This window comes from Morganella morganii, from assembly GCF_019243775.1.
Classification (GTDB): Bacteria; Pseudomonadota; Gammaproteobacteria; order Enterobacterales; family Enterobacteriaceae; genus Morganella; species Morganella morganii.
Window position 1 is genome coordinate 2,706,697 of sequence record NZ_CP069157.1, and the last position, 24,276, is coordinate 2,730,972.

Here is a 24,276-nt window from a genome sequence, read left to right on the forward strand (position 1 = left end):
GGACAAAATGACAATACAAAAACCCGCATTAACACTTGCCGTTGCCCTGATGATGTTCCCGCAGATAGCGGAAACCATCTACAGTCCGGCGCTGACAGATATCGCACAGGGATTCGGCGTCAGTGCGGCACAGGCAGGACAGACTCTGTCCCTGTACTTTTTCGCCTTCGCACTCGGCGTGGTCACCTGGGGACGTTTATGTGATATCGCCGGGCGCAGACGCACCATGCTGAGCGGTCTGATACTTTACGCTGCCGCCTCCTGCGGCGCGGTTATCACACAGGATTTCAGCGTGTTACTGATCCTGCGGATGCTGTCTGCCTTCGGGGCGGCGGTCGGCTCAGTAGGCACACAAACCATCATGCGTGACTGTTACCGCGGGGATGAGCTGGCAAAAGTATTCTCTGTCATGGGGATAGCACTGGCTGTCAGCCCGGCACTGGGCATGTTCAGCGGCGCGTTGCTGACCGGTTTTGCCGGATATCAGGGCGTCTTTACCGGGCTTGCGGTACTGGCGGTTGTTCTGCTGGTATGGACAGCACTCCGGTTACCGGAAACACGTCCGGCACATATCACGTCAGTTTCGCTGCCGGAAACAGCCGGCCGTATGCTGTGTGACCGCTTTATTCTGCGCAATGTGCTGCTGATTGCCTTTCTGAATATCAGCCTGTTCAGCTACTACCAGTTAGCACCATTTTATCTCAGCGGGCTGGGCTTTACACAACAGGAATTCGGTTACAGCGGATTACTGCTCGCGCTTGGCGTGGCCGCAGGCTCTGTGATCAACCGTGTCCTGCTTAAACGCGGATGGCACAGCCATTCACTGATCCGCCTTGCTGCCGTAACCGGTATGGTCAGCGCTGCTGCGGTCTGGCTGTTGTCAGGATCGATTTTGTTTGTGCTGCCGGTAACAGGTATCGTGATTTGTTACGGGCTCGCCATTCCGAATATTCTGGCCGGTGTGTTACAGGATTACCGTGACCGCCCCGGTACTGCCGGTGCGCTGCTCGGTCTGATGTATTACCTGCTGATTGGCGGCGGACTGGCACTGGCCGGGCTGAGTCAGCATCTTGGCCTGACACTGTGTGTCTGTGCTGCGGGAACACTGCTCTGTGCACCGCGCAAGACAGTACAAAGCACACAAACAACATAAGAAAAAGCCGGTCTTCTGACCGGCTTTTCCTGTTACCCGTTATGCCGGGTTCGGGATATCCACAAAAATCACATCCAGCCCGTGCGTTTTCTGCAGCCATTCACCCAGAGCACGGATCCCGCCGCGCTCGGTGGCATGGTGACCGGCGGCAAAGAAGTGCATCCCGCATTCACGGGCGATATGGATTGTCTGCTCTGATACCTCGCCGGTCACAAAGCCGTCAAGCCCCGCATCTGCGGCTGCCTGAATAAAACTCTGACCGCCGCCGGTACACCAGCCCAGTTTTTTAATCTGAGCAGGCGCGTTATCCCCGCAATGCAGAATCTCCCTATCCAGCCCCTGCTGTAAACGCTGCACCAGTTCCTCGCCGCTGACCGGTTGCGCGAACTCACCGCACGGAAGCAGCGGATCAACCTGTCCGGTGACCGTGACCCCCATCAGTTGCGCCAGTTTCGCGTTATTTCCCAGTTCCGGATGGGCATCCAGCGGCAGATGATAACCGTATAAATTCATATCGTTACACAGCAGTGTTTTGATCCGGCGCTGCTTCATGCCCCGGATACTGACCGGCTCGTTTTTCCAGAAATAGCCGTGATGCACCAGCACCGCGTCCGCATTCAGTCTCACCGCTTCATCCAGTAATGCCTGACAGGCGGTCACGCCGGTCACCACGCGCTGAACCTGTTCACGTCCTTCAACCTGCAGACCGTTCGGGGCATAATCCTGAAAATCCTGTACTGCCAGCTTTTCATTAATAATCTGTTCTAATTCAATATGATTCATACATTTTTCCTGTCCGTGCGGATAGATTTACCATACCTTCCCTGCCCGCCAATAGCAATTTGCAGACATAAAAAAACGCCCCCGCGATAACATCGCCGGGCGTCTCTTTTGCTTTCCGGATGCCGGTATCAGTGCTGCTGGGTACTGCTTACCGCATTTTCTGAACGTGCCAGCCAGACCGGTTTATCGCTTGTCTTGGACCACACACGGTACAGATAGCTCCAGAAGCGGGCGCGATCCCGGTAGAACAGCATAAACGGGAACGCCAGGATACCTAAAGATACTGCACCGGTACGGCGCAAGAGAACCTTATGCAACGGATATACCTGAAATGTTGACATTGAGACCCTCCTTAATAACGGATTATCGCAGAACAGCAATAATCACCGAATGTATTTCTCTTTCATATTAACCCGGCTGGTGAAAATTTACCACTCATCTGACCACTTGACGCCGGTATGATACGCACAAAATGCCCCTTTTAAGTAATTAAATTACATAATTGTTATTTTTATCATTTCATTAACAATTTTATTATTTAAAATTAAGCTACCACGCTGATGAAAATACCTTATGATATTCACATCACTAATTGATAATGGGAATTATTTATTATGAGCGCCTGGCTGATCTATGCCCTGCTGTCTGCTATCAGCGCCGCAATGGTTGCTGTCTTCGGGAAAATGGGGTTGCAGCATCTGGATGCCAATACCGCAACCGCGATCCGTGCCGTGATTATGGCGCTGTTTCTGGTCGGCGTGGTGGTGGTTCAGGGAAAATTTAATCTTATCAGTGAGATAATCGAAAACCGTAAAGCCCTGTTCTTTATCGCTCTGAGCGGAATTGCCGGAGCACTTTCCTGGCTGTTCTATTTTATGGCAATAAAAAACGGTCAGGTTTCACAGGTTGCCCCGATTGATAAACTGAGTGTGGTCTTTGCCGTTATTTTTGCCGTGATCCTGTTCGGTGAGAAAATTTCCCTGATTGCAGCCGGTGGCGTTGCGCTGATCACCGTTGGTGCGCTGATGGTCGCGCTGGGCTGAGACAGGCAAAAAAAAAACGCGGAGGGAAGATCCGCTCCGCGCTGCTTTTCCGGGGAATGCGTCAGTCCGCAATCACCTGGTTGACTATTTCAATCGCTTCTTTTTCTATCTGTACCAGATGTTCCGGACCCCGGAAACTTTCACAGTAGATTTTATAGGCATCTTCCGTACCGGAAGGACGCGCGGCAAACCACCCCTGCTCACTCATGATTTTCAGGCCGCCGATCGACGCACCGTTACCCGGCGCGGCTGTCAGGCGGGCGGTGATCGGATCACCGGCCAGGGTATCTGCAGTAACCATTTCCGGAGACAGTTTTGACAGCCGGGATTTCTCCGCGTGACTGGCCGCTGCCTGGATCCGGCTGTAGCACGGTGAACCGAATTTTTCCGCCAGCTCATCATAATGCTGCTGCGGGTTTTTGCCGGTCACGGCGGTCAGCTCCGCTGCCAGCAGGCAGAGGATAATACCGTCTTTATCGGTTGACCACGGTGTACCGTCAAAGCGCAGGAACGAAGCCCCCGCGCTCTCTTCCCCGCCGAAGCCCAGTGTGCCGTTATACAGCCCGTCCACAAACCACTTGAACCCGACCGGGACTTCCACCAGATCACGCTGCAAATCGGCAACCACGCGATCAATCATCGCACTGGATACCAGGGTTTTGCCGACACCGACAGAGGCCGGCCAGTCCGGACGGTGCTGAAATAAATAGTTAATCGCCACCGCCAGATAATGGTTCGGATTCATCAGCCCTTTCGGTGTCACAATCCCGTGGCGGTCGTAATCCGGGTCATTGGCGAAGGCCAGCGAGAAGCGGTCACGCATGCTGAGCAGACCAGCCATCGCCCATTTTGAGGAGCAATCCATACGGATAACCCCGTCGTGATCCAGCGGCATAAAGCGGAATGTCTGATCCACCTGCTCATTGACCAGCTCAATATCCAGCTCATAGAAATCACGGATGCGTTTCCAGTACTCAATCCCGGCACCGCCCAGCGGATCCACGCCGATTTTGAGTTTCGCGTTACGGATAGCATCCATGTTGATCACGTCACTGAGCGAGCTGACATACGGCTCAATCAGATTCACCGCGCTGACCAGCGGGCTGCGCAGGGCATCACACACCGGCATCTGTTTCACCTGCGCCATATTACCGGCCAGCAGCACGTTGGCACGCTTTTCGATAACAGAGGTGAGGTCAGTGTCTGCCGGGCCGCCGGTCGGCGGGTTATATTTGATACCGCCATCTTCCGGCGGGTTGTGCGACGGGGTGATCACAATACCGTCGGCTTTATCAGCATGGTCGCGGTTGTAGGTCAGGATGGCATGAGACACCGCCGGGGTCGGGGTGAAACCATTATTTTCCTGAATAATAACGCGGACACCATTTGCTGCCAGTACGGATAACACCGTCTGAAATGCCGCTTCAGAGAGGGCGTGGGTGTCTTTGCCCACATAGCACGGGCCGGTAATACCCTGCTGCTGACGGATTTCGGCGATTGCCTGAGTGACCGCCAGAATATGTGCTTCATTGAAACTGCCGCGCGCCGCACTGCCGCGGTGGCCGGAAGTCCCGAATTTGACCTGCTGTGCCGGATCCGCCGCATCAGGTGCAAGGGTATAATACTGAGAGGTTAGCTGCGCCACATTGATTAAATCGGATTGTTGCGCAGGCTGACCAGCCCGCGGGTGCGTATGAGCCACTGTGTCATTCTCCCCTGATTATGCCGTCACCGGCAGATAAATACCCCTTACAGGGTATTGCAGACTTTCTCGACAGTATTTGCCGGGAAGCCCATTCCCTGCATAATCTGTTCTACCATGCTCTGCTTGCGCTGAGTATTGGTGTTGGTGATAACCCAGAACGGCGTGCCCGGAATGTGGCGCGGCTTGCTGGTTTTACCGCTGGCCAGCAGCGTGTGCTCATCACCGGCAAAATAGACACGGGTGCGGCCGTGGAGTTCATCAGTACTTTTGCTGAACCCTTGCGGATCAATATTATACAGTGCGGATAACACCAGCATAAAACGGTCGATCGTTTTCTTTTTCTCTGCATAGCTGTCGGACAGCAGCAGTTCGCGCATGACGCGGACCGGATCCTGAGAAGTGGCTTTTACCGGACGCGGGGTAACCGGCGGAGTTTTGTTATCCGCGCTGTCAGTTGCAACAGGTGCGCAGGTGGTACCCGGAGCCTGCGGCCCTAAATTGAGCATACGGCGCAAAATTTCCGATGCACTTTCACCAATGTGCTGTGTGTGGCTGGCAATATAACTGTAAAGTTCTTCATCTACATCGATTGTTTTCATTTCTACCCGGTTCTTTTATTCGTTAACGCGGAACACGTTATTATAAGATAGAAAAATGCAAAACAAAACAAGTAAAATTTCAATAACTTAAACTAAAAACCCCCGCAGTTTGCCCCGTACGGCATTTAAAAAATAAATCAGTAAGTTATCGTTTCCGGACGCACAATCAATCACAGAAACATTTACTTAACATGTTGGTTTCCGGGGGCTGCCGTGTCATCATATCCGCCTGTTTTGCTCTGCGGATCGGTTGTTAATATGAAATTACCTGCATTACTTCATCATGAAATATTCACGCCTGAAATATCACATCACACCACACCCATTGTTCTGATCCACGGTCTGTTCGGGGATCTGCATAACCTCGGGGTGCTTGGCCGTGAACTGCGGAAAACGCATACCGTGGTACAGATTGATGTCCGTAACCACGGCGATTCACCGCGCGCACAAACCATGACTTACCGGGAAATGGCGCAGGATGTACTTGATCTTATCCGCTCCCTGAACATTGAAAAAGTAATAGTGATTGGCCATTCCATGGGCGGAAAAATCGCCATGGCGCTGGCTGCACTGGCTCCGGATGTTACTGAAAAACTGATTGTTATTGATATGGCTCCCGTCGCTTACGGTGTACGTCGTCATGATGAGATTATCGCGGCACTGGAAGATGTTACTGCCGCCGGTGTCACCACACGCACTGAGGCCACCGCAATTATGGCGCGCCGCATCCGTGAGGATGGCGTTATTCCGTTCCTGCTGAAATCCTTTAAGCAGGGAGAATGGAAATTCAATCTGCCGGTTATCAAAGCACAGTATGAATCCATCATCGGCTGGGAAACCCTGCCGCCGCAACAGGTTCCGCTGCTGCTTATCCCGGGCGGTAATTCATCGTATGTGAAACCGGAATACCGCGACGCCATTATGGCGCAGTTCCCGCAGGCAACCGCCCATGTGATTGCCGGATGCGGCCACTGGGTACACGCTGAAAAACCGGACGCGGTTCTGCGCGCCATCAGCCGTTTCCTGGATAAAGCCTGACAGTAGTGCCGCCGTCACGGCGGCATCATTCACTGACGGAAACTCAGTATCAGACTGTCATCGTCACTCTCCTGCCACCAGGCCACAACAGAACGCACCTGATGTCTGACATCCTGCCCCGGCAGATCAAAACAGATATCCAGCAGGCAGCAGCCGGATAAAATCAGACACAAATACTGAAGCGGACGGATAAACACCGTCAGCATCTGCTTTACTTTGCAGCCGTAGTGATACTTTTTGTGCGACATCCGCGATAATTCCGCAGATTCTGAGATACGATCCATGTGCGCGTCCTCTGTTATTCCCTTGCTGAAAATACATACTACGTAATGCCTGCCCGCAAAAACACTCCGTTATCCTGAGCTGAATACTCTTTTTTTTCTAATATATTCATAACGATAATTGCAATATTTAATTCATTGACGAAACCCATCACCCGTCCTGCAGGGCTGCCGCACAGGCGGGCAGACGGTGCGATGTTAATCAATCTGCACGAAATCCGCGGTAACAGGCCGCGAAGCGGTGGCGGTAAGCGGGATGGCGGTGTATCATTGCGCGTTTATCATTGTAATCCGCCTTTTCGTAGTAAAATTATGGCCAAAGAACAAACGGATCGTACCACGCTGGATTTGTTCGCTGACGAACGCCGGCCCGGACGACCGAAAACAAACCCGCTCTCCCGTGATGAGCAGTTGCGGATTAACAAACGCAATCAGCTGCGGCGTGACAAAGTTAACGGATTACGCCGCGTTGAGCTCAAACTGAATGCGGATATTGTCGATGCCCTGAACCAGCTGGCATACGAAGAAAACGTGAACCGGGGCGAACTTATCGAGCAAATTCTGCTTGATTACCTTCAGCGTTCTGATTTATGCACCAAATTGTGAGACGACACACCACACAAATTTGACAGACTTCAAATACTGTTTTCGTCAGAATGGTATTTATGAAGATGAAATAGTTATAATTTCTGCTTGTTGTCGCTGCGGCGTCCTTTTGCAGGCACAGAGATTTTCGGTTGAGAGGCTTATTTATGGCAATCGCAGGTATATTTTTTGGTAGTGACACCGGTAACACAGAAAATATCGCTAAAATGATTCAGAAATTACTCGGCGATGATGTTGCTGAAGTCCGGGATGTTGCCAAGTGCAGCAAAGAGGACATCGAAGGGTTTGATTTCTTACTGCTGGGTATCCCGACCTGGTATTACGGCGAAGCACAGTGTGACTGGGATGATTTTTTCCCGACACTGGAAGAAATTGATTTTAACGGTAAAATTGTGGCTATCTTCGGTTGTGGTGACCAGGAGGATTACGCAGAGTATTTCTGTGACGCCATGGGCACCATCCGTGACATCATTGAACCGCGCGGCGCGACCATTGTGGGCCACTGGCCGACAGAAGGCTACCACTTTGAAGAGTCAAAAGGCCTGGCGGACGACAGTCACTTTATCGGCCTGGCTATTGATGAAGATCGCCAGCCGGAGCTGACTAACGAACGCGTGGCAAAATGGGTTGAGCAGATCCGCGAAGAAATGAGTCTTGACGAGATTCTGGCAATTTAAGGTTTTCCCTTAAATTGCGAATGATAATTCTGCTTATTTATGTAATGATATTATTTATCCGGTCCGGCATCGGTCAGGCGAATCGCACCTGACACCTTTTGATAGCCGGACATTGTGTTCAGCCGTTGAGCGTTTTCCCGAATGTGCGCTCACCAGCGACAATATAGGACTAAATCCGCATGACCGATAACAATAAAGCATTGAAAAATGCAGGACTGAAAGTCACACTTCCCCGCCTGAAGATTCTGGAAGTGTTGCAGGATCCGGAGTGCCATCACGTCAGTGCGGAAGATCTCTACAAAAAACTGATCGATATCGGTGAAGAGATTGGACTCGCAACTGTCTACCGCGTTCTGAACCAGTTTGATGACGCCGGTATTGTCACCCGTCATAACTTTGAGGGCGGCAAATCCGTTTTCGAACTGACCCAGCAACACCACCACGATCACCTGATCTGCCTGGATTGCGGTAAAGTGATTGAGTTCAGTGATGAATCCATTGAATCACGTCAGAAAAATATCGCGGAACGCCACGGTATTAAACTCACCAACCACAGCCTGTACCTGTACGGCCACTGTGCGGATGGTGACTGCCGTTCTGATGAAGGTATCCACGACGAGAAAAAATAATTCTCGCCGTTAACCATTTTGTATGAAAGGCGCGTATCGCGCCTTTTTTGTTGCCGTTTTTCAGAACACATGCACACAAAAAAAGCCGTTCCTGCGAACGGCTTTTTTATATTAATAACACTGTGTTATCTGTTATTTACTCTCAATTTTCGCCCAGGTATCACGCAGGCCGACAGTCCGGTTAAAGACTAATTTATCCGCTGAGGATAATTTGGCATCAGCACAGAAATACCCCTCACGCTCAAACTGATACGGCTTGCTGCTGTCAGCGGCAACCAGTGACGGCTCCACAAAACCCTGACGGATCACCAGAGAATCCGGGTTAAGCGTCGACAGGAAATCATCTTCTGCGCCCGGGTTCGGTACACTGAACAGACGGTCATACAGACGGATTTCCGCCGGTACCGCGTGCTTCACGCTGACCCAGTGGATAACGCCCTTCACTTTACGTCCGTCAGCCGGATCTTTATTCAGGGTTTCCGGATCATAGGTGCAGTAGATAGTGGTGATATTGCCTTCGCTGTCTTTTTCCGCACGCTCTGCTTTAATCACAAACGCATTACGCAGGCGCACTTCTTTATTCAGCACCAGACGCTTGTACTGTTTGTTCGCTTCTTCACGGAAGTCTGCGCGATCAATCCAGATTTCACGGCTGAACGGCACTTCGCGGCTGCCCATCTCCGGTTTGTTCGGATGATTCGGCATGGTGACCATCACATCACCTTCCGGCATGTTTTCAATCACGACTTTCACCGGATCAATAACAGCCATGGCGCGTGGTGCGCTTTCGTTCAGGTCATCACGGATACAGGATTCCAGTGCCGCCATTTCGACGTTGTTGTCCTGTTTGGTGACACCGATACGGCGGCAGAACTCGCGGATAGAGGCAGCGGTATAACCACGGCGGCGCAGACCGGAAATGGTCAGCATGCGCGGGTCATCCCAGCCTTCAACAAATTTCTCTGTTACCAGCTGATTCAGTTTCCGCTTGGACATCACAGTGTATTCAAGATTCAGGCGGGAGAACTCATACTGACGCGGATGGCAGTCAATAGTGATGTTATCCAGCACCCAGTCATACAGGCGGCGGTTGTCCTGGAATTCCAGTGTACAGAGTGAATGGGTGATCCCTTCCAGCGCATCAGAAATACAGTGGGTGAAATCGTACATCGGGTAGATGCACCATTTGTCACCGGACTGATGGTGAGTCGCAAACTTAATACGGTAAATGACCGGATCACGCATCACCATAAAGGAGGATGCCATATCGATTTTGGCACGCAGACACGCTTTACCTTCCTCAAAGCCGCCGTCACGCATTTTTTCAAACAGCGCGAGGTTCTCTTCCGGAGTACGGTCGCGGTACGGGCTGTTCCGGCCCGGCTCTTTTAAGGTGCCGCGGTATTCACGGATCTCTTCCGGACTTAATTCGCAGACATACGCCAGGCCTTTGTTGATCAGCTCAACGGCGTAGTTGTACAGCGTGTCGAAATAGTCGGAGGAGTAGCATACTTTGCCGCTCCACTGAAAACCGAGCCATTTGACATCGTTTTCAATGGAATTAACGTATTCCACGTCTTCTTTAACCGGGTTGGTGTCATCAAAACGCAGATTGCATTGCCCCTGATAGTCTTGTGCAATGCCGAAATTCAGGCAGATTGATTTCGCATGACCAATATGCAGGTAACCGTTCGGCTCAGGCGGGAAGCGCGTGTGAACCGTGGTATGTTTTCCGGAAGCCAGGTCTTCGTCAATAATCTGACGAATAAAGTTTGTCGGGCGGGCATCAGCCTCGTTCATTGTCATAATTCCTCAATGCAATATGCGCGTTAATAACCTCTTATCATCCGATATGATGCGCTCATATACAACCACCTGAGCACAGAAATATCAGCCGGGCAGATGCCTTCGCGCAAAAAACAGATAAAAAAAACGGGAAGCAGCTGCCTCCCGTTATTATCATAACCGCAATCACTTATTTAATGACATGATACAGCTCAGATTCGTTTGCCTTAACCAGACCTTTGGCAACAATCTCCACGCGATCATAATCATCGATATTACTGATGATTACCGGGCTTATCATGGATTTGGCATGTTCGTTCAGATACGCCAGATCCAGTTTCAGCACCGCATCACCGGCAGCAACCTGTGCGCCTTCTTCAATCAGGCGGGTAAAACCGTTACCGTTCAGATTCACGGTATCAATACCCATGTGGACAATAATTTCCGCACCATTATCGGTTTCCAGGCAGAATGCATGGTTGGTATCGAAAATTTTCACCACAGTACCTGCCGCCGGGGCATATACGGTGTCACTTTCCGGTTTGATGGCAATACCGTCGCCGACAACACGGCCGGCAAATGCTTCATCCGGTACAGCGGATAAATCAACCACTTCACCGTCGAATGGTGCCACCAGCGTCAGTACCACGTTACCATTGCCCTGTGCTTTGGCTTTCACAGCTTCCGGAGCCGCCGCCGCAGCCTGAGCTGCCGCAACCGGGCCTTCTTTCAGCACATCACGCATTGCGTTGGCGATCAGCTCGGCACGGGTGCCGACAATCACCTGCACACTCTCTTTATTCAGACGGATAACGCCGGAAGCACCGATTTGTTTCGCATAAGCATCATTGACCTGCGCGGAGTCTTTTACAGTCAGACGCAGACGGGTGATACAGGCATCAATACCGGTCAGGTTATCTGACCCGCCGATAGCCGCGATATACTGACGTGCTTCGCTGCTGATGGATTTTTTCTCATCTTTTTTGTTATCAGTGCTGACATTCTCACTGTAACCATCAACGGTATCGTTGGTTGCCATCGCCGCTTCACGGCCCGGGGTTAACAGGTTGAATTTGGTGATAACAAAGCGGAATACCACATAGTACAGCGCGAAGAAGACCAGGCCCTGCAGGATCAGCATATACCAGTTGGTTGCCAGCGGGTTGCGTGAAGACAACGCCATATCCACCAGCCCCGCACTGAAGCCGAAACCGGAAATCCACTGCATGGTTGCAGCGATAAACAGGGAGATACCGGTCAGGAAGGCGTGGATGACATACAGCACCGGTGCCACAAACATAAAGGAGAATTCAATCGGCTCGGTGATACCGGTGAAGAACGCGGCAAATGCACCGGCGATCATAATACCGGCAACTTTTGCTTTGTTTTCCGGTTTGGCGCAGTGATAAATCGCCAGCGCGGCACCCGGGATACCAAACATCATGATCGGGAAGAAACCGGCCTGATAGCGCCCTGTGATACCCGGAATCGCCGTACCGGCATCAATGGATTGCTGACCGGCCAGGAAGTTAGGAATATCGTTGATATCCGCCACGTTGAACCAGAACACGGAGTTCAGTGCGTGGTGCAGACCGACAGGAATTAACAGACGGTTAAAGAAGCCGTAAATCCCCGCGCCCCACGCGCCCAGGTCTTTAATGCTCTTACCGAAGGAAACCAGTGCATCATAAATGACCGGCCAGACATACATCAGCACCGCAGCCACCAGGATCATCACGAATGATGCCAGGATAGGTACCAGACGGCGGCCACTGAAGAATGACAATGCCATCGGCAGCTCAACACCGCTGTAACGGTTATACAGTTCGGCGGAAATAACACCGACCAGAATACCGATAAACTGGTTGTTGATCTTACCGAACGCCGCCGGAACGGCTTCCGGAGGGATCCCCTGAATCATACCGACCGTCGCGGTGGAACACAGAGTGGTCACCACCATAAAGCTGACAAAACCGGTCAGTGCTGCCGCACCGTCTTTGTCTTTTGACATCCCGTAAGCGATACCGATAGCAAACAGCATTGACATGTTATCAATGATAGCCGCACCGGATTTAATCAGGAACGCGGCAACCACGTTGTCCGCACCCCAGCCCGTCGGGTCGATCCAGTAGCCGACCCCCATCAGAATTGCCGCAGCCGGCAATGTGGCGACAGGCACCATCAGTGCCCGGCCAATCCGCTGCAGATAGTTCAGTATACCCACTCACTCCCCCTTGCCGCCCTGACGAACGGCCTTTTTGTTTTACAGCATTATTATCACAGCCATGATTGGCTGCCTTATTGTGTACAACTGAATTTGTAACAACCGGTCTGATCACTCACCGGATTGCGTAACACTTATTTTACTGCCAACTATACGTATCAGTCTAAAAAGTTTATTTCGCTTCGCAAATTAAATAGCTGTGATTTGTGATTATTGTCACCAATATTCGTCACCGGCTGGTTAAAATGCTGGCAGTCACACAAAACTTATTTTAAGATAAAAAATATCTTTTCCGGCGGCTGTATTCTCTCCCGTGACTAATAAATTCCGGGTATTCATGCTATAGATGAGACAGGAAGGATCTTCCTGAGACAGCACAGCAGATACCGGGCCGATAACCCGGTATAACTTAACGAGGTAGAATCGATATGCGTTTAATCCCTCTTGCGAAAGCGCAGGATGTCGGTCAGTGGTCCGCACAGTACATCGCTGACAAAATCAATGCGTTCCGCCCGACGGCAGAACGACCGTTTGTTCTGGGACTGCCGACCGGCGGCACCCCGCTGGCCACCTACAAGGCGCTGATCGCCCTGCATCAGGCCGGAAAAGTCAGTTTCCGTCATGTGGTGACTTTTAATATGGATGAGTATATCGGCCTGCCGGAATCCCATCCGCAGAGCTATCACTCATTTATGCATGAGAATTTCTTTAATCACATTGATATCCCGGCAGAAAACATCAACCTGCTCAATGGTAATGCCCCGGATACCGATGCGGAATGTGAACGCTACGAAGCGAAGATGAAAGCTTACGGCGGCGTGCAGCTGTTTATGGGCGGCGTCGGTAATGACGGTCACATTGCCTTTAACGAACCGGGCTCATCACTGACTTCACGCACCCGTGTCAAAACGCTGACACCGGAAACCCGTATCGCCAACTCCCGTTTCTTTGATAATGACATCAATAAAGTGCCGAAATATGCGCTCACTGTAGGTGTCGGCACACTGATGGATGCCAAAGAACTGCTGATCCTCGCCACCGGCCATAACAAGGCGATGGCGGTACAGCAGGCGGTTGAAGGCTCGGTGAATCATATGTGGACGATTACCTGTGTGCAGATCCACCCGAAAGCCATTGTGGTGTGTGATGAACCGGCCACACTTGAGCTGAAAGTGAAAACCCTGAAGTATTTCTGTCACCTTGAATCTGACATTATCGAACAATTTGCTGCTGAATAACCGCTGCTGACCGCCCTTTATCCGGGCGGTTTTTGTTGTGTTGTCTTATCTTTAAATAAGTATTCTCTCCCCCAGGAGGCGTTATGTACGCATTAACCAATGCCATTATTTATACCGGTCACGATCGTCTGGAAAACCACGCGGTCATTATTGACGGCGAATTAATCCACAGCGTGTGTCCGGTCAGTGAGTTACCGGACGGAATTGACACCCGGGATCTGGGCGGTGCCATTCTCTCCCCGGGATTTATTGATTTGCAGGTCAACGGCTGCGGCGGCGTACAGTTTAATGACAATGAGGACGATATCACTGTCCGCACCCTGGATATTATGCAGAAAGCCAACGAACGCACCGGCTGCACCAGCTTCCTGCCGACACTGATCACCAGCCCTGATTCGCTGATGAAACTGAGTGTCAGCACCATGCGTGATTATCTGAAAAACCATAAAAATCAGGCGCTGGGACTGCATCTGGAAGGGCCTTACATCAACCCGGTGAAAAAAGGCACACACAATCCGGACTATATCCGCAAACCGGATGCCGCGATGATTGATTTCCTGTGTGATAACGCAGATGTGATAACCAAACTCACCCTGGCGCCGGAAATGGTGGAACCCTCTGTTATCCGCAAACTGACGGATGCCGGAATTGTGGTCTCCTCCGGGCACTCCAATGCGAGTTATGAAGAGTCCCGTGCCGGGTTTGAAAACGGTATCACCCTCTCCACACACCTGTTTAATGCCATGCCGTACATTTCCGGCCGCCAGCCGGGACTGATTGGCGCGATTTATGATACCTCAGAAATATATGCCGGAATTATTGCTGACGGCCTGCATGTTTCCTGGCCTAACATCCGCAACAGTAAAGCCCTCAAGCGCGACAAGCTGATCCTGGTCACCGATGCCACCGCCCCGGCGGGGCTTGATCCGAAAACCAGCGGGCTGGATCATTTTATCTTTGCCGGCAAAACGATATATTATCGTGATGGTTTATGTGTGGACGAAAACGGCACACTGAGTGGTTCCTCACTCACCATGATCCGCGCAGTGGCAAACTGTGTTCAGCATGTCGGTATTCCGCTGGATGAAACCCTGCGCATGGCCACACTCTATCCGGCACGGGCAATTGGTGTTCAGGACAGACTGGGAAGTATTAAATCCGGCAGTATTGCCAACCTGACCGCCTTCACCGCTGATTTTTCTGTCTGTATGACAATCGTTAACGGGAATGTGGTCCATACATCATGAGTAAAAGACGCCGATGGGTAACGGAATTCCGCAGATAGGTAATATTGATTTAGTCAAACAGCTGAACGGGGCGGTGGTTTACCGCCTGATAGACCGTTCCGGCCCGATTTCACGCATTCAGATTGCCGAACAAAGTCAGCTGGCACCCGCCAGCGTGACCAAAATTACCCGTCAGCTTCTTGAGCGCGGCCTGATAAAAGAGGTGGATCAGCAGGCATCCACCGGCGGACGCCGCGCTATCTCCATTATTTCCGAGCACCGCGCCTTCCAGACTATCGGCGTGCGTCTCGGCCGCCATGATGCCACTATCGCACTGTTTGATCTCAGCGGACGGGCGCTCGAAGAAGAGACCTGTCCCCTGGAAGCCACTTCTCAGGCAGATGCGGAAGCTAAACTCATTGCGCTGATCGACAACTTCAGACAGACGCACCAGCGCCGCATCCGCGAGCTTATCGCTATTGCGGTGATACTGCCCGGACTGGTCGATCCGGATCGCGGTATTGTGCGCTATATGCCTCACATTACTGTCAGTGACTGGCCGCTGACTGAAAATCTTCATCACCATTTTAAACTGCCGTGCTATGCCGGCCATGATATCCGCAGCCTCGCGCTGGCCGAACACTATTTCGGCGCCACGCGCGATTGCGCGGATTCCCTGCTGGTGCGTATTCACCGGGGGGCCGGGGCGGGGATCATTATCAACAATCAGATCCTGCTGAACCGGCGTGGTAATCTCGGCGAAATCGGCCATATTCAGATAGATCCGCTCGGCGAACGCTGCCACTGCGGAAACTTCGGCTGTCTGGAAACAGTCGCGTCGGATGCCGCCATTGAAACCCGGGTAAAACACCAGCTGGCTCAGGGATTTGAGAGTGAACTGACGCCGGATAACTGCTCCATCCGCGCCATCTGCCGTGCCGCTAACCGGGGGGATGCTCTCGCGGCAGAAGTGATAAAACAGGTCGGTAATTCCCTCGGAAAAGCCATTGCCATCACAATAAACCTGTTTAACCCGCAAAAAGTGGTGATTGCCGGTGAGATAACTGCCGCTGAAAATGTGCTGCTCCCTGCTCTGCAAAGCTGCATAAATACGCAGTCGCTGAAAAATTTCCGCGAGGATCTGCCGGTGGTGATTTCACAGCTGCCGCCGAACTCCGCTATCGGGGCATTTGCCCTGATAAAACGGGCGATGCTGTACGGTGAACTGCTGCTGCATGTTCTGGAAAATAAACCGGATACGGCGGAATAATCCGCCACCGGATAAATGCGTCAACTCCGTGATTTTATCCTGTTTTTTGTACTGTTTATCTTCAAAGTGATTATTATGCAGGCAAACAAACGGATTTCATCAAAATATCTGCAAAAAGCAGTTGACGCTTTTGGCTGTAATCCGCATAATGCGCCCCGCAACGCCGATGAAGGTCACGCAAAAAAAAGATGGCTACGTAGCTCAGTTGGTTAGAGCACAACACTCATAATGTTGGGGTCACAGGTTCGAATCCCGTCGTAGCCACCATCTTTTTTGCGGGAGTGGCGAAATTGGTAGACGCACCAGATTTAGGTTCTGGCGCCGCAAGGTGTGCGAGTTCAAGTCTCGCCTCCCGCACCATTTCTCGTGACATTCGTTGTTGTTTATTATATTTCCGGATGGGGTATCGCCAAGCGGTAAGGCACCAGGTTTTGATCCTGGCATTCCCAGGTTCGAATCCTGGTACCCCAGCCATCTTCCACTGAGTGGAAAAATGAAGTATGATAAGCCTCGTTTTTCAGGTGGGGTATCGCCAAGCGGTAAGGCACCAGGTTTTGATCCTGGCATGCCCTGGTTCGAATCCAGGTACCCCAGCCATATTCTGAAAAACGGCTTTGTTAAAGCAGTAAAAGATGGCTACGTAGCTCAGTTGGTTAGAGCACAACACTCATAATGTTGGGGTCACAGGTTCGAATCCCGTCGTAGCCACCATCTTTTGCAGCCACTATCTTTTGGGGTATCGCCAAGCGGTAAGGCACTGGATTCTGATTCCAGCATTCCCAGGTTCGAATCCTGGTACCCCAGCCAAATTCTGAAAGCCCGTCTCTGACGGGCTTTTTGCTTTTCTGAATCCGGATAAATATTTCATTGTACTCAATGTGCAACGCGCGACAGCAGGCAAAATCAACGAAAAGCATGCGCGTCAGGGATGACGCGCCTGAGCGCACACGGATGTGTTTACAGCGGCTTTTCGTTTTTGCCTGCTGTCCGCCATCCCCGGAAGCAGAAGAGAATCACCTGCCCTGCCTGAATCCGTAATCAGACTCCCAGCGCATATTTCAGTGCCAGTTTTTTCAGCGGTGTTGCACGTTGTGCCACCGTCAGTGCCAGGTTACGCAACGGCTGTAATCCCGGCAGGGTATTACTGAAAGTGAGATAAAACGCATCCATCCCGGCCTGCATCAGCAGATTATCGGGACGGCGGCGGCGCTCATAACGTCTGAGAACAGATTCACTGCCCCAGTCCTCACAGCACTCCCGCGCCGAAATCAGGGTATTCAGCAGGGTATCCGCATCACGGTAACCGAGGTTTACCCCCTGTCCGGCCAGCGGATTGATGGTATGCGCCGCATCGCCGATCAGCGCCAGACCGTCCTGTACATAACAGGCGGCATGATGCCGCACCAGCGGGAAAGAGCCGCAGGCCAGCGGCGTGACATCTCCGAGACGCTCAGGGAATGATGCGCGGATTTCCGCCTGCAGTTGCGGCAGCGGCAGTTTACTGAGCTGGCGGATCCGCGCTGGTGAGTCATACCAGACCAGCGAGGCATAAGAATCAAACAGCGGCAGAAACGCACGCGGGCCGGACGGGAAAAACTGCTGCCAGGTGATATCCTGCTGCTCACGTCCGGTATCAACGGTGATCAACATACAGGACTGACGATACTGCCAGCCGCGGCTGCCGATACCGGCCAGCGTTCTGACCTGTGATTTCGCACCGTCCGCGCCGATAACCAGACGGGAACTGATTACGTCGCCGTTATCAAATGTAAGCAACCATTCACCGGATTGCTTTGTCATACTCTGCAACCGTGCCGGGCACAGACAGGTGATCAGCTCATGAGCGGTGATCATCTCCCACAATGCCCGCTGCAGTACCGGGTTTTCCACCATATACCCCAGCTCAGGTAACCCCAGGCTCTCTGCGGTAAAGGTTACTTCCGACCCTGGTTCCTCATAAGTTTCCAGAGTGCGGTACGGCACACAACGCATGGCACGGACACGCTCCCATACCCCGAGACTCTCCAGTAACTCAGCTGACGCGCGGCTGATGGCGGAAATCCGCACGTCAGGGCGGCTCTGAGCATCGAACGGTGCCGGTGCCTGTAACTCAGCCACAGTGACACCAAAACCGGCCTGAGCCAGTCCCAGGGCTGTGGCGGCACCAATCATTCCCCCGCCGATAACGGTGACTTCAGAATGTGTTAACGGGTTATCCATGACATACCTATTCTAATACGTTGATTTTTTGTTCAATTGCCGTAAATTCACCGGGAAAGGTGAAGATCCGTGCTGCCGGGTCTGGTCACTGGTGTGTCAAATGACTACAATATCGACCATTGGTTACATCAAAACCTGATTGAATACACACAATGCTTTTCAGTGTTGCGGGTATTGTTTCACTGAAAACAGCGGATTGAGAAAATGTCGACGAGTAAAAAACTGTACATAAAAACCTGGGGCTGTCAGATGAATGAGTACGATTCATCCAAAATGGCTGACCTGCTGGAAAGCACCCACGGCTATACTTTAACAGACAATGCCGATGAAGCCGATATTCTCCTGCTTAATACCTGTTCTATCCGTGAGAAAGCGCAGGAAAAAGTGTTCCACCAGCTCGGCCGCTGGAAAAACCTCAAGGATGTGAATCCGGACATTATTATCGGTGTCGGAGGCTGTGTGGCCTCCCAGGAAGGAGATTTTATCCGCCGCCGCGCCCCGGCTGTGGACATTGTCTTCGGCCCGCAGACACTGCACCGCCTGCCGGAGATGATCAACAAACTCAGAGGCGACCGCAGCCCGATTGTGGACATCAGCTTCCCGGAAATCGAAAAATTTGACCGCCTGCCGGAACCGCGCGCCGAAGGCCCGTCCGCCTTTGTTTCTATCATGGAAGGCTGTAATAAATACTGCACCTTCTGCGTGGTGCCTTACACCCGTGGTGAAGAAGTCAGCCGTCCGTGTGATGATGTGCTGTTTGAAATCGCACAGTTAGCCGCTCAGGGCGTGCGTGAAGTGAACCTGCTGGGTCAGAACGTGAATGCTTACCGTGGCCCGGCGTTTGACGGCAGTATCTGCAGTTTTGCCGAACTGATCCGTCTGGTGGCCGCCATTGACGGTATCGACCGCATCCGCTTTACCACCAGCCATCCGATTGAATTCACGGATGATATTATCGCTGTGTATGAAGATACCCCGGAACTGGTCAGCTTCCTGCATCTGCCGGTACAGAGCGGCTCAGACCGTATTCTGACCCAGATGAAACGCGCCCATACCGCGCTGGAATACAAATCCATCATCCGCAAACTGCGCAAAGCACGTCCGGATATCCTGATAAGCTCTGACTTTATCGTCGGCTTCCCTGGAGAAACTAATGACGACTTCGAAAAAACCATGCAGCTTATTGCAGACGTGAATTTCGATATGAGCTTCAGTTTCATCTACTCCCCGCGTCCGGGTACCCCGGCGGCTGATCTGCCGGATGACGTGACCGAAGAAGAGAAAAAACAGCGTCTGTACCTGTTACAGCAGCGGATTAACCAGCAGGCGATGAGCTACAGCCGCCAGATGCTCGGCACCACACAGCGTATCCTGGTGGAAGGCCCGTCCCGTAAAGACGTCATGGAATTATCCGGACGCACCGAAAACAACCGCGTGGTGAACTTTGAAGGCACCCCGGACATGATCGGCAAATTTGTGGATGTCGAAATTACCGATGTCTATACCAACTCACTGCGCGGCCGCGTGATCCGGACAGAAGATCAGATGAACCTGCGTGTTCACGAAACCCCGGAATCCGTGATTGCCCGCACCCGTAAAGAAGACGAACTGGGTGTCGGCATCTATCAGCCATCCGTACACTAACTAACGATCACGCGCAGAATGACCTGCGCGTGAGAATACACAGAGAGATTCAGTGACAGAGACCTATATATCACCTTCACAGGTAGCAACACAGGAAATTTTCCTCGAACCCGCCGAAAATCAGCGTCTGCAAAGCCTCTGCGGTCCCTTCGATGATAACATCAAACTGCTTGAGCGCCGTCTCGGCACCGAAATCAGCCGCCGCGACAACCGCTTCCGGCTGACCGGCAAACCGCACTGCGTCAAAGCCGCTGCGGCTATCCTGCGCCAGCTCTATGTGGAAACTGCCCCGGTGCGCGGTGTGATCCACGATATCGACCCGGAGCAGGTTCACCTGGCCGTGGCAGAAAGCCGTGTACTGGAACAGAGTGACGAACATGTGCCGGACTACGGCAAATCCGTCAATATCAAAACCAAACGCGGTGTGGTTAAACCACGTACGCCAAACCAGGCACAGTATATCGCCCATATTCTCGACCACGATATCACCTTCGGTATCGGCCCTGCCGGAACCGGGAAAACCTATCTGGCGGTCGCCGCAGCTGTGGATGCTCTTGAGCGTCAGGAAATCCGCCGCATCCTGCTGACTCGTCCTGCCGTTGAGGCCGGTGAAAAACTCGGCTTCCTGCCCGGAGATCTCAGCCAGAAAGTCGATCCGTATCTGCGCCCGCTGTACGATGCGCTGTTTGAAATGCTCGGCTTTGAGAAAGTGGAAAAGCTGATTGAGCGCAACGTGATTGAAGTCGCGCCGCTGGCCTATATGCGCGGCCGGACCCTGAACGATGCCTTTATTATTCTCGATGAAAGCCAGAACACCACCATCGAACAGATGAAAATGTTCCTGACCCGTATCGGCTTTAACTCCAAAGCGGTTATCACCGGGGATATCACCCAGATTGACCTGCCGAACGGCAATAAATCCGGTCTGCGTCACGCCATTGAAGTGCTGGCGGATGTACCGGAACTGAGCTTTAACTTCTTCCACAGTGAAGACGTGGTGCGTCATCCTATCGTGGCAAAAGTGGTTATTGCCTATGAAGCGTGGGAAGCCGCAGAACAGAAACGCAAACAGATGCTGAAACAGCAGCGTGATGCCGAACGCGCGCAGGCGCAGCAGGAACAATCTCATGAGTAATCCGGTTCTTGATTTACAAATCGCCTGTGAAAACACAGACAACCTGCCCTCTGAAGCTCAGTTTCAGCGCTGGATTGACGGCGTGCTGCCGATGTTTCAGGAAGAGAGTGAAGTTACCATCCGCCTGGTGGATGAAGCGGAAAGCCACGAGCTGAACCTGACTTACCGCGGCATGGATAAACCGACCAACGTGCTCTCCTTCCCGTTTGAAGTGCCGCCGGAAATTGAACTGCCGCTGCTGGGGGATTTGATTATCTGCCGTCAGGTGGTGGAGCGCGAAGCCGCCGAACAGGAAAAAACCGAAGAAGAACACTGGGCGCATATGGTCATCCACGGCTGCCTGCATCTGCTGGGTTATGACCACATCGAAGACGATGAAGCAGAAGAGATGGAAGGCCTGGAAACGGAAATCTTAAAAAAATTAGGCTATTCTGATCCGTATATCACAGAAAAAGCGTAGTCAGCGATGCCGTTTTTATGCTACATAATACGGCATCTTTCATTAAATCGGGGAATGTAAAAAAACCGCCATGAGCGACGACCATCCATCGGGTAGTGATACACCGAACCAGAAAAAGGGTTTCTTTTCTCTGCTGCGCCAGCAACTGTTCCACGGCGAGCCCAAAAGCCGTGAAGACCTCGTTGAGGTCATCCGTGATTCCGAACAAAATGCACTGATCGATCCTGACACCCGCGACATGCTCGAAGGGGTAATGGATATTTCTGATCAGCGTGTCCGCGATATCATGATCCCGCGTTCACAAATTGTGACTCTCAAGCGCAATCAGACACTCGACGAGTGCCTGGATGTCATTATTGATTCTGCCCACTCCCGCTTTCCGGTGATCAGTGAAGACAAAGATCACATTGAAGGCCTGCTGATGGCAAAAGATTTGCTGCCGTTTATGCGCAGTGATTCCGAAGAATTCAGTATTGATAAAGTGCTGCGCCAGGCGGTTGTTGTGCCGGAAAGTAAGCGTGTTGACCGTCTGCTTAAGGAGTTCCGCTCCCAGCGCTATCATATGGCGATTGTGATCGATGAATTCGGCGGAGTCTCCGGACTTGTCACTATCGAGGATATTCTGGAGTTAATTGTCGGCGAAATTGAGGATGAATACGATGATGAGGATGACGTGGATATCCGTCAGCTCAGTCTGCATTCTTATTCTGTCCGCGCCCTCACCCAGATAGAAGATTTTAACGACGCATTCGGCACCCGCTTCAGTGATGAAGAGGTCGATACCGTCGGCGGGCTGGTGATGCAGGCCTTCGGCCATCTGCCGACCCGTGGTGAAACCATTGAGATTGACAACTACCAGTTCAAAGTTGCGATGGCAGACAGTCGTAAAATTATCCAGTTACATGTTAAGATTCCGGACGATGCTCCAATCCCGTCTTTAGATGAAGATAATCTGACATGATAAAATCACCTCATGGTTTACGCCAGTGGCCGCGTCTGCTGCTGGCACTGATTTTCGGGGCCGGCGGAACGCTGGCCTTTTCGCCTTTTGATCTCTGGTATTTCTCACTGCCCGCACTGGCCGCCCTGCTGCTGCTGACTCTCAACCGGACAGGTAAACAGGCCTGTGCTATCGGTTTCGCCTGGGGGCTGGGTTTATTCGGCAGCGGCGTAAACTGGGTGTATGTCAGTATCGCGGATTTCGGTGGTATGCCGGAAATTGCCAACCTGTTCCTTGTTGTCCTGCTGGCTGCCTATCTGGCGCTCTATCCGATGCTGTTTGCCGGCCTGCTGGCCAAATGCTTCCCGCACGCCACAGTCTGGCGTCTGGTGATTGCCGCCCCGGCACTCTGGCAGCTCACTGAATTTTTACGCGGCTGGGTGCTGACCGGCTTCCCGTGGCTGGAATTCGGCTATACCCAGATTGACGGCCCGATGCGTGCACTGGCGCCAATCCTGGGTGTGAATGCCATCACCTTCCTGCTGATGGTGATAAGCGGGCTGATTGCTCTTTCACTCTCACAGCGCCGTATCCGTCCGCTGATCCCGGCGCTGGTACTGCTGTTCGCGCCGTGGCTCGCCCGCAACTACCAGTGGTATCAGATGAACAACGACCCGACTCAGGTCGCGCTGGTTCAGGGAAATATCGCCCAGTCCCTGAAATGGGAACAGGGTATGCTGGATAAAACGCTGGGTATCTATCTCAAAGAGAGCCGCCCCTACTTCCGGCCTGATACCCTGATTATCTGGCCGGAATCCGCTATTCCGGATTTTGCCGCCAGTCAGTCTGCGTTTCTGGATCAGCTCAACGGCCTGCTGACACTCAGCGGCGCACAGCTGATCACCGGTGTGGTTGATGCAGTTCCGAAAGCAGACGGTAAAGAGTACGATGTTTACAACACCCTGATTGTGCTGGGTAATAAAAGTGAATACGACAGCCGGGATAAAAACCGCTATTACAAACATCACTTAGTGCCGTTCGGGGAGTTTGTGCCGCTGGAAGATTTACTGCGTCCGCTGGCGCCGTTCTTTAATCTGCCGATGTCTGCTTTCAGCCGCGGGGGTTACATCCAGCCGCCGCTGACCGCCGGAAAAATGACACTCACCGCCGAGATTTGCTATGAAGTGATCCTCGGGGAGCAGGTGCGCCGCAATATGACCGATAAAACCGGCGTGCTGCTGACTGCCTCCAATGATGCCTGGTTCGGCCGCTCCATCGGCCCGTGGCAGCATTTCCAGATGGCACGGATGCGTGCGCTGGAGCTGGGTCGTCCGCTGCTGCGTGCCACCAATAACGGTATTACCGCTATTATTGCGCCGGACGGCTCTGTCACCGCTCAGTTGCCGCAGTTCACACAGGCCACCCTGAGTGCCACTGTAACCTCAGCGTCCGGCTTCACACCGTATTACCGTATGGGCACCTGGCCGGTCTGGGGTGCCACCGTTGTCTTCCTGGGTCTGGCACTGATAAAACGCAGAAAGAGCACAGAACGCGGTCTGCATTTTCGCTGATACGAAAAGTTTCCGCAGATAAAAAAATCCCGCCGTGATTGCTCACCGC

Annotated in this window: 23 protein-coding genes and 6 tRNA genes; 21 read left to right on the forward strand and 8 right to left on the reverse strand. The window is 52.3% G+C overall.

All coding sequences use genetic code 11. From position 1 onward, the window contains the following. The first annotated feature begins 7 nt into the window (after nt 1–7). Complete coding sequence (locus JL661_RS13060; protein ID WP_036417109.1) at nt 8–1,153, forward strand: multidrug effflux MFS transporter; 1,146 nt, start codon at nt 8–10, stop codon at nt 1,151–1,153. 39 nt (nt 1,154–1,192) lie between these two features. Here the strand turns inward: JL661_RS13060 and JL661_RS13065 are convergent, their stop codons facing one another. Continuing rightward, nucleotides 1,193–1,936: a type 2 GTP cyclohydrolase I gene (locus tag JL661_RS13065; RefSeq protein ID WP_004235636.1), complete on the reverse strand. Its 744-nt coding sequence runs from the start codon at nt 1,934–1,936 to the stop codon at nt 1,193–1,195. Nucleotides 1,937–2,064: 128 nt separating this feature from the next. Continuing rightward, complete coding sequence (locus JL661_RS13070) at nt 2,065–2,277, reverse strand: YbfA family protein (RefSeq protein WP_015422543.1); 213 nt, start codon at nt 2,275–2,277, stop codon at nt 2,065–2,067. Nucleotides 2,278–2,550: 273 nt separating this feature from the next. Here JL661_RS13070 and JL661_RS13075 point away from each other — a divergent pair, with 273 nt between their 5' ends. Further along, nucleotides 2,551–2,979 carry an EamA family transporter gene (locus JL661_RS13075; RefSeq protein ID WP_004241607.1) on the forward strand — a complete coding sequence of 143 codons (429 nt, stop codon included), beginning with the start codon at nt 2,551–2,553 and terminating at the stop codon, nt 2,977–2,979. 61 nt (nt 2,980–3,040) lie between these two features. On the opposite strand, the gene pgm is transcribed toward JL661_RS13075, so the two are convergent. After that, complete coding sequence (gene pgm / locus JL661_RS13080; protein ID WP_062772245.1) at nt 3,041–4,681, reverse strand: phosphoglucomutase (alpha-D-glucose-1,6-bisphosphate-dependent); 1,641 nt, start codon at nt 4,679–4,681, stop codon at nt 3,041–3,043. A gap of 47 nt (nt 4,682–4,728) precedes the next feature. Next, the gene (gene seqA, locus JL661_RS13085) at nt 4,729–5,283 is read right to left on the reverse strand and encodes a replication initiation negative regulator SeqA (RefSeq protein WP_024474164.1); all 555 of its coding nucleotides are present in this window, start codon (nt 5,281–5,283) and stop codon (nt 4,729–4,731) included. Nucleotides 5,284–5,541: 258 nt separating this feature from the next. On the opposite strand from seqA, the gene ybfF reads away from it, so the two are divergent. Further along, the gene (gene ybfF / locus JL661_RS13090; RefSeq protein ID WP_004235630.1) at nt 5,542–6,321 is read left to right on the forward strand and encodes an esterase; all 780 of its coding nucleotides are present in this window, start codon (nt 5,542–5,544) and stop codon (nt 6,319–6,321) included. Between the two features lie 29 nt (nt 6,322–6,350). Here ybfF and JL661_RS13095 read toward each other — a convergent pair whose 3' ends face one another. Then, the gene (locus JL661_RS13095) at nt 6,351–6,605 is read right to left on the reverse strand and encodes a hypothetical protein (RefSeq protein WP_004235629.1); all 255 of its coding nucleotides are present in this window, start codon (nt 6,603–6,605) and stop codon (nt 6,351–6,353) included. Between the two features lie 309 nt (nt 6,606–6,914). Between JL661_RS13095 and ybfE the strand changes: the two genes are divergently transcribed. The 3 genes from ybfE (at nt 6,915) to fur (ending at nt 8,514) form a co-directional block, all read left to right on the forward strand. Next, nucleotides 6,915–7,208: a LexA regulated protein gene (gene ybfE, locus JL661_RS13100; RefSeq protein WP_004235627.1), complete on the forward strand. Its 294-nt coding sequence runs from the start codon at nt 6,915–6,917 to the stop codon at nt 7,206–7,208. 146 nt (nt 7,209–7,354) lie between these two features. Further along, a complete protein-coding gene (gene fldA, locus JL661_RS13105) occupies nt 7,355–7,885 on the forward strand; it encodes a flavodoxin FldA (protein ID WP_004235625.1) in 531 nt (176 codons plus the stop codon). 179 nt (nt 7,886–8,064) lie between these two features. Beyond that, nucleotides 8,065–8,514, forward strand: a complete 450-nt coding sequence (gene fur / locus JL661_RS13110; protein WP_004235623.1) for a ferric iron uptake transcriptional regulator — start codon at nt 8,065–8,067, stop codon at nt 8,512–8,514. A gap of 132 nt (nt 8,515–8,646) precedes the next feature. Here the strand turns inward: fur and glnS are convergent, their stop codons facing one another. Both glnS and nagE read right to left on the reverse strand, forming a co-directional pair. Continuing rightward, nucleotides 8,647–10,314 carry a glutamine--tRNA ligase gene (glnS, locus tag JL661_RS13115; protein ID WP_004235622.1) on the reverse strand — a complete coding sequence of 556 codons (1,668 nt, stop codon included), beginning with the start codon at nt 10,312–10,314 and terminating at the stop codon, nt 8,647–8,649. Between the two features lie 175 nt (nt 10,315–10,489). After that, nucleotides 10,490–12,523 carry an N-acetylglucosamine-specific PTS transporter subunit IIBC gene (nagE, locus tag JL661_RS13120; RefSeq protein WP_046024198.1) on the reverse strand — a complete coding sequence of 678 codons (2,034 nt, stop codon included), beginning with the start codon at nt 12,521–12,523 and terminating at the stop codon, nt 10,490–10,492. 428 nt (nt 12,524–12,951) lie between these two features. On the opposite strand from nagE, the gene nagB reads away from it, so the two are divergent. The 10 genes from nagB (at nt 12,952) to JL661_RS13170 (ending at nt 17,064) form a co-directional block, all read left to right on the forward strand. Further along, a complete protein-coding gene (gene nagB, locus JL661_RS13125; RefSeq protein ID WP_004235620.1) occupies nt 12,952–13,761 on the forward strand; it encodes a glucosamine-6-phosphate deaminase in 810 nt (269 codons plus the stop codon). Nucleotides 13,762–13,844: 83 nt separating this feature from the next. Next, nucleotides 13,845–15,008: an N-acetylglucosamine-6-phosphate deacetylase gene (gene nagA / locus JL661_RS13130; protein WP_062772242.1), complete on the forward strand. Its 1,164-nt coding sequence runs from the start codon at nt 13,845–13,847 to the stop codon at nt 15,006–15,008. A gap of 13 nt (nt 15,009–15,021) precedes the next feature. Further along, the gene (gene nagC / locus JL661_RS13135) at nt 15,022–16,257 is read left to right on the forward strand and encodes a DNA-binding transcriptional regulator NagC (protein ID WP_004235618.1); all 1,236 of its coding nucleotides are present in this window, start codon (nt 15,022–15,024) and stop codon (nt 16,255–16,257) included. A gap of 15 nt (nt 16,258–16,272) precedes the next feature. Then, the gene (locus JL661_RS13140; protein ID WP_004235617.1) at nt 16,273–16,470 is read left to right on the forward strand and encodes a hypothetical protein; all 198 of its coding nucleotides are present in this window, start codon (nt 16,273–16,275) and stop codon (nt 16,468–16,470) included. Continuing rightward, nucleotides 16,448–16,524 (forward strand) — tRNA-Met (locus JL661_RS13145). The genes JL661_RS13140 and JL661_RS13145 overlap by 23 nt, the downstream gene beginning before the upstream one ends. 8 nt (nt 16,525–16,532) lie before the next feature. After that, nucleotides 16,533–16,617, forward strand: a tRNA-Leu gene (locus tag JL661_RS13150). Nucleotides 16,618–16,656: 39 nt separating this feature from the next. Then, nucleotides 16,657–16,731 (forward strand) — tRNA-Gln (locus JL661_RS13155). A gap of 48 nt (nt 16,732–16,779) precedes the next feature. Further along, nucleotides 16,780–16,854, forward strand: a tRNA-Gln gene (locus JL661_RS13160). A gap of 37 nt (nt 16,855–16,891) precedes the next feature. Further along, nucleotides 16,892–16,968: transfer RNA gene (locus tag JL661_RS13165), tRNA-Met, on the forward strand. A gap of 21 nt (nt 16,969–16,989) precedes the next feature. Then, nucleotides 16,990–17,064 (forward strand) — tRNA-Gln (locus JL661_RS13170). Between the two features lie 231 nt (nt 17,065–17,295). On the opposite strand, the gene ubiF is transcribed toward JL661_RS13170, so the two are convergent. Then, the gene (ubiF, locus tag JL661_RS13175) at nt 17,296–18,477 is read right to left on the reverse strand and encodes a 3-demethoxyubiquinol 3-hydroxylase (RefSeq protein WP_004235616.1); all 1,182 of its coding nucleotides are present in this window, start codon (nt 18,475–18,477) and stop codon (nt 17,296–17,298) included. A 204-nt stretch (nt 18,478–18,681) separates the two neighbouring features. On the opposite strand from ubiF, the gene miaB reads away from it, so the two are divergent. The 5 genes from miaB to lnt all read left to right on the forward strand — a co-directional run bounded on the left by miaB (nt 18,682) and on the right by lnt (nt 24,227). After that, nucleotides 18,682–20,121 carry a tRNA (N6-isopentenyl adenosine(37)-C2)-methylthiotransferase MiaB gene (gene miaB / locus JL661_RS13180; protein WP_015422540.1) on the forward strand — a complete coding sequence of 480 codons (1,440 nt, stop codon included), beginning with the start codon at nt 18,682–18,684 and terminating at the stop codon, nt 20,119–20,121. 52 nt (nt 20,122–20,173) lie between these two features. Beyond that, the gene (locus JL661_RS13185) at nt 20,174–21,256 is read left to right on the forward strand and encodes a PhoH family protein (protein ID WP_062772239.1); all 1,083 of its coding nucleotides are present in this window, start codon (nt 20,174–20,176) and stop codon (nt 21,254–21,256) included. Further along, nucleotides 21,249–21,716 (forward strand): rRNA maturation RNase YbeY, encoded by a 468-nt coding sequence (gene ybeY, locus JL661_RS13190; RefSeq protein ID WP_004235613.1) that lies wholly within the window; start codon nt 21,249–21,251, stop codon nt 21,714–21,716. The genes JL661_RS13185 and ybeY overlap by 8 nt, the downstream gene beginning before the upstream one ends. Nucleotides 21,717–21,786: 70 nt before the next feature. After that, nucleotides 21,787–22,677, forward strand: coding sequence for a CNNM family magnesium/cobalt transport protein CorC (gene corC / locus JL661_RS13195; protein WP_004235612.1), 891 nt, complete (start codon nt 21,787–21,789; stop codon nt 22,675–22,677). Then, a complete protein-coding gene (gene lnt / locus JL661_RS13200) occupies nt 22,674–24,227 on the forward strand; it encodes an apolipoprotein N-acyltransferase (RefSeq protein ID WP_004235611.1) in 1,554 nt (517 codons plus the stop codon). The genes corC and lnt overlap by 4 nt, the downstream gene beginning before the upstream one ends. Nucleotides 24,228–24,276: the final 49 nt, after the last annotated feature.

What these genes read in the sequence shown, in the direction of transcription:
- JL661_RS13075 (WP_004241607.1), top strand. Translation starts at nt 2,551, where the DNA reads ATGAGCGCCTGGCTGATCTATGCCCTGCTGTCTGCTATCAGCGCCGCA.
- fldA (WP_004235625.1), top strand. Translation starts at nt 7,355, where the DNA reads ATGGCAATCGCAGGTATATTTTTTGGTAGTGACACCGGTAACACAGAA.
- corC (WP_004235612.1), top strand. Translation starts at nt 21,787, where the DNA reads ATGAGCGACGACCATCCATCGGGTAGTGATACACCGAACCAGAAAAAG.
- miaB (WP_015422540.1), top strand. Translation starts at nt 18,682, where the DNA reads ATGTCGACGAGTAAAAAACTGTACATAAAAACCTGGGGCTGTCAGATG.
- seqA (WP_024474164.1), bottom strand. Translation starts at nt 5,283, where the DNA reads ATGAAAACAATCGATGTAGATGAAGAACTTTACAGTTATATTGCCAGC.
- JL661_RS13140 (WP_004235617.1), top strand. Translation starts at nt 16,273, where the DNA reads ATGCGTCAACTCCGTGATTTTATCCTGTTTTTTGTACTGTTTATCTTC.
- lnt (WP_004235611.1), top strand. Translation starts at nt 22,674, where the DNA reads ATGATAAAATCACCTCATGGTTTACGCCAGTGGCCGCGTCTGCTGCTG.
- JL661_RS13060 (WP_036417109.1), top strand. Translation starts at nt 8, where the DNA reads ATGACAATACAAAAACCCGCATTAACACTTGCCGTTGCCCTGATGATG.
- ubiF (WP_004235616.1), bottom strand. Translation starts at nt 18,477, where the DNA reads ATGGATAACCCGTTAACACATTCTGAAGTCACCGTTATCGGCGGGGGA.
- fur (WP_004235623.1), top strand. Translation starts at nt 8,065, where the DNA reads ATGACCGATAACAATAAAGCATTGAAAAATGCAGGACTGAAAGTCACA.
- glnS (WP_004235622.1), bottom strand. Translation starts at nt 10,314, where the DNA reads ATGAACGAGGCTGATGCCCGCCCGACAAACTTTATTCGTCAGATTATT.
- JL661_RS13065 (WP_004235636.1), bottom strand. Translation starts at nt 1,936, where the DNA reads ATGAATCATATTGAATTAGAACAGATTATTAATGAAAAGCTGGCAGTA.
- nagA (WP_062772242.1), top strand. Translation starts at nt 13,845, where the DNA reads ATGTACGCATTAACCAATGCCATTATTTATACCGGTCACGATCGTCTG.
- ybfF (WP_004235630.1), top strand. Translation starts at nt 5,542, where the DNA reads ATGAAATTACCTGCATTACTTCATCATGAAATATTCACGCCTGAAATA.
- JL661_RS13070 (WP_015422543.1), bottom strand. Translation starts at nt 2,277, where the DNA reads ATGTCAACATTTCAGGTATATCCGTTGCATAAGGTTCTCTTGCGCCGT.
- nagB (WP_004235620.1), top strand. Translation starts at nt 12,952, where the DNA reads ATGCGTTTAATCCCTCTTGCGAAAGCGCAGGATGTCGGTCAGTGGTCC.
- nagC (WP_004235618.1), top strand. Translation starts at nt 15,022, where the DNA reads ATGGGTAACGGAATTCCGCAGATAGGTAATATTGATTTAGTCAAACAG.
- ybeY (WP_004235613.1), top strand. Translation starts at nt 21,249, where the DNA reads ATGAGTAATCCGGTTCTTGATTTACAAATCGCCTGTGAAAACACAGAC.
- ybfE (WP_004235627.1), top strand. Translation starts at nt 6,915, where the DNA reads ATGGCCAAAGAACAAACGGATCGTACCACGCTGGATTTGTTCGCTGAC.
- JL661_RS13095 (WP_004235629.1), bottom strand. Translation starts at nt 6,605, where the DNA reads ATGGATCGTATCTCAGAATCTGCGGAATTATCGCGGATGTCGCACAAA.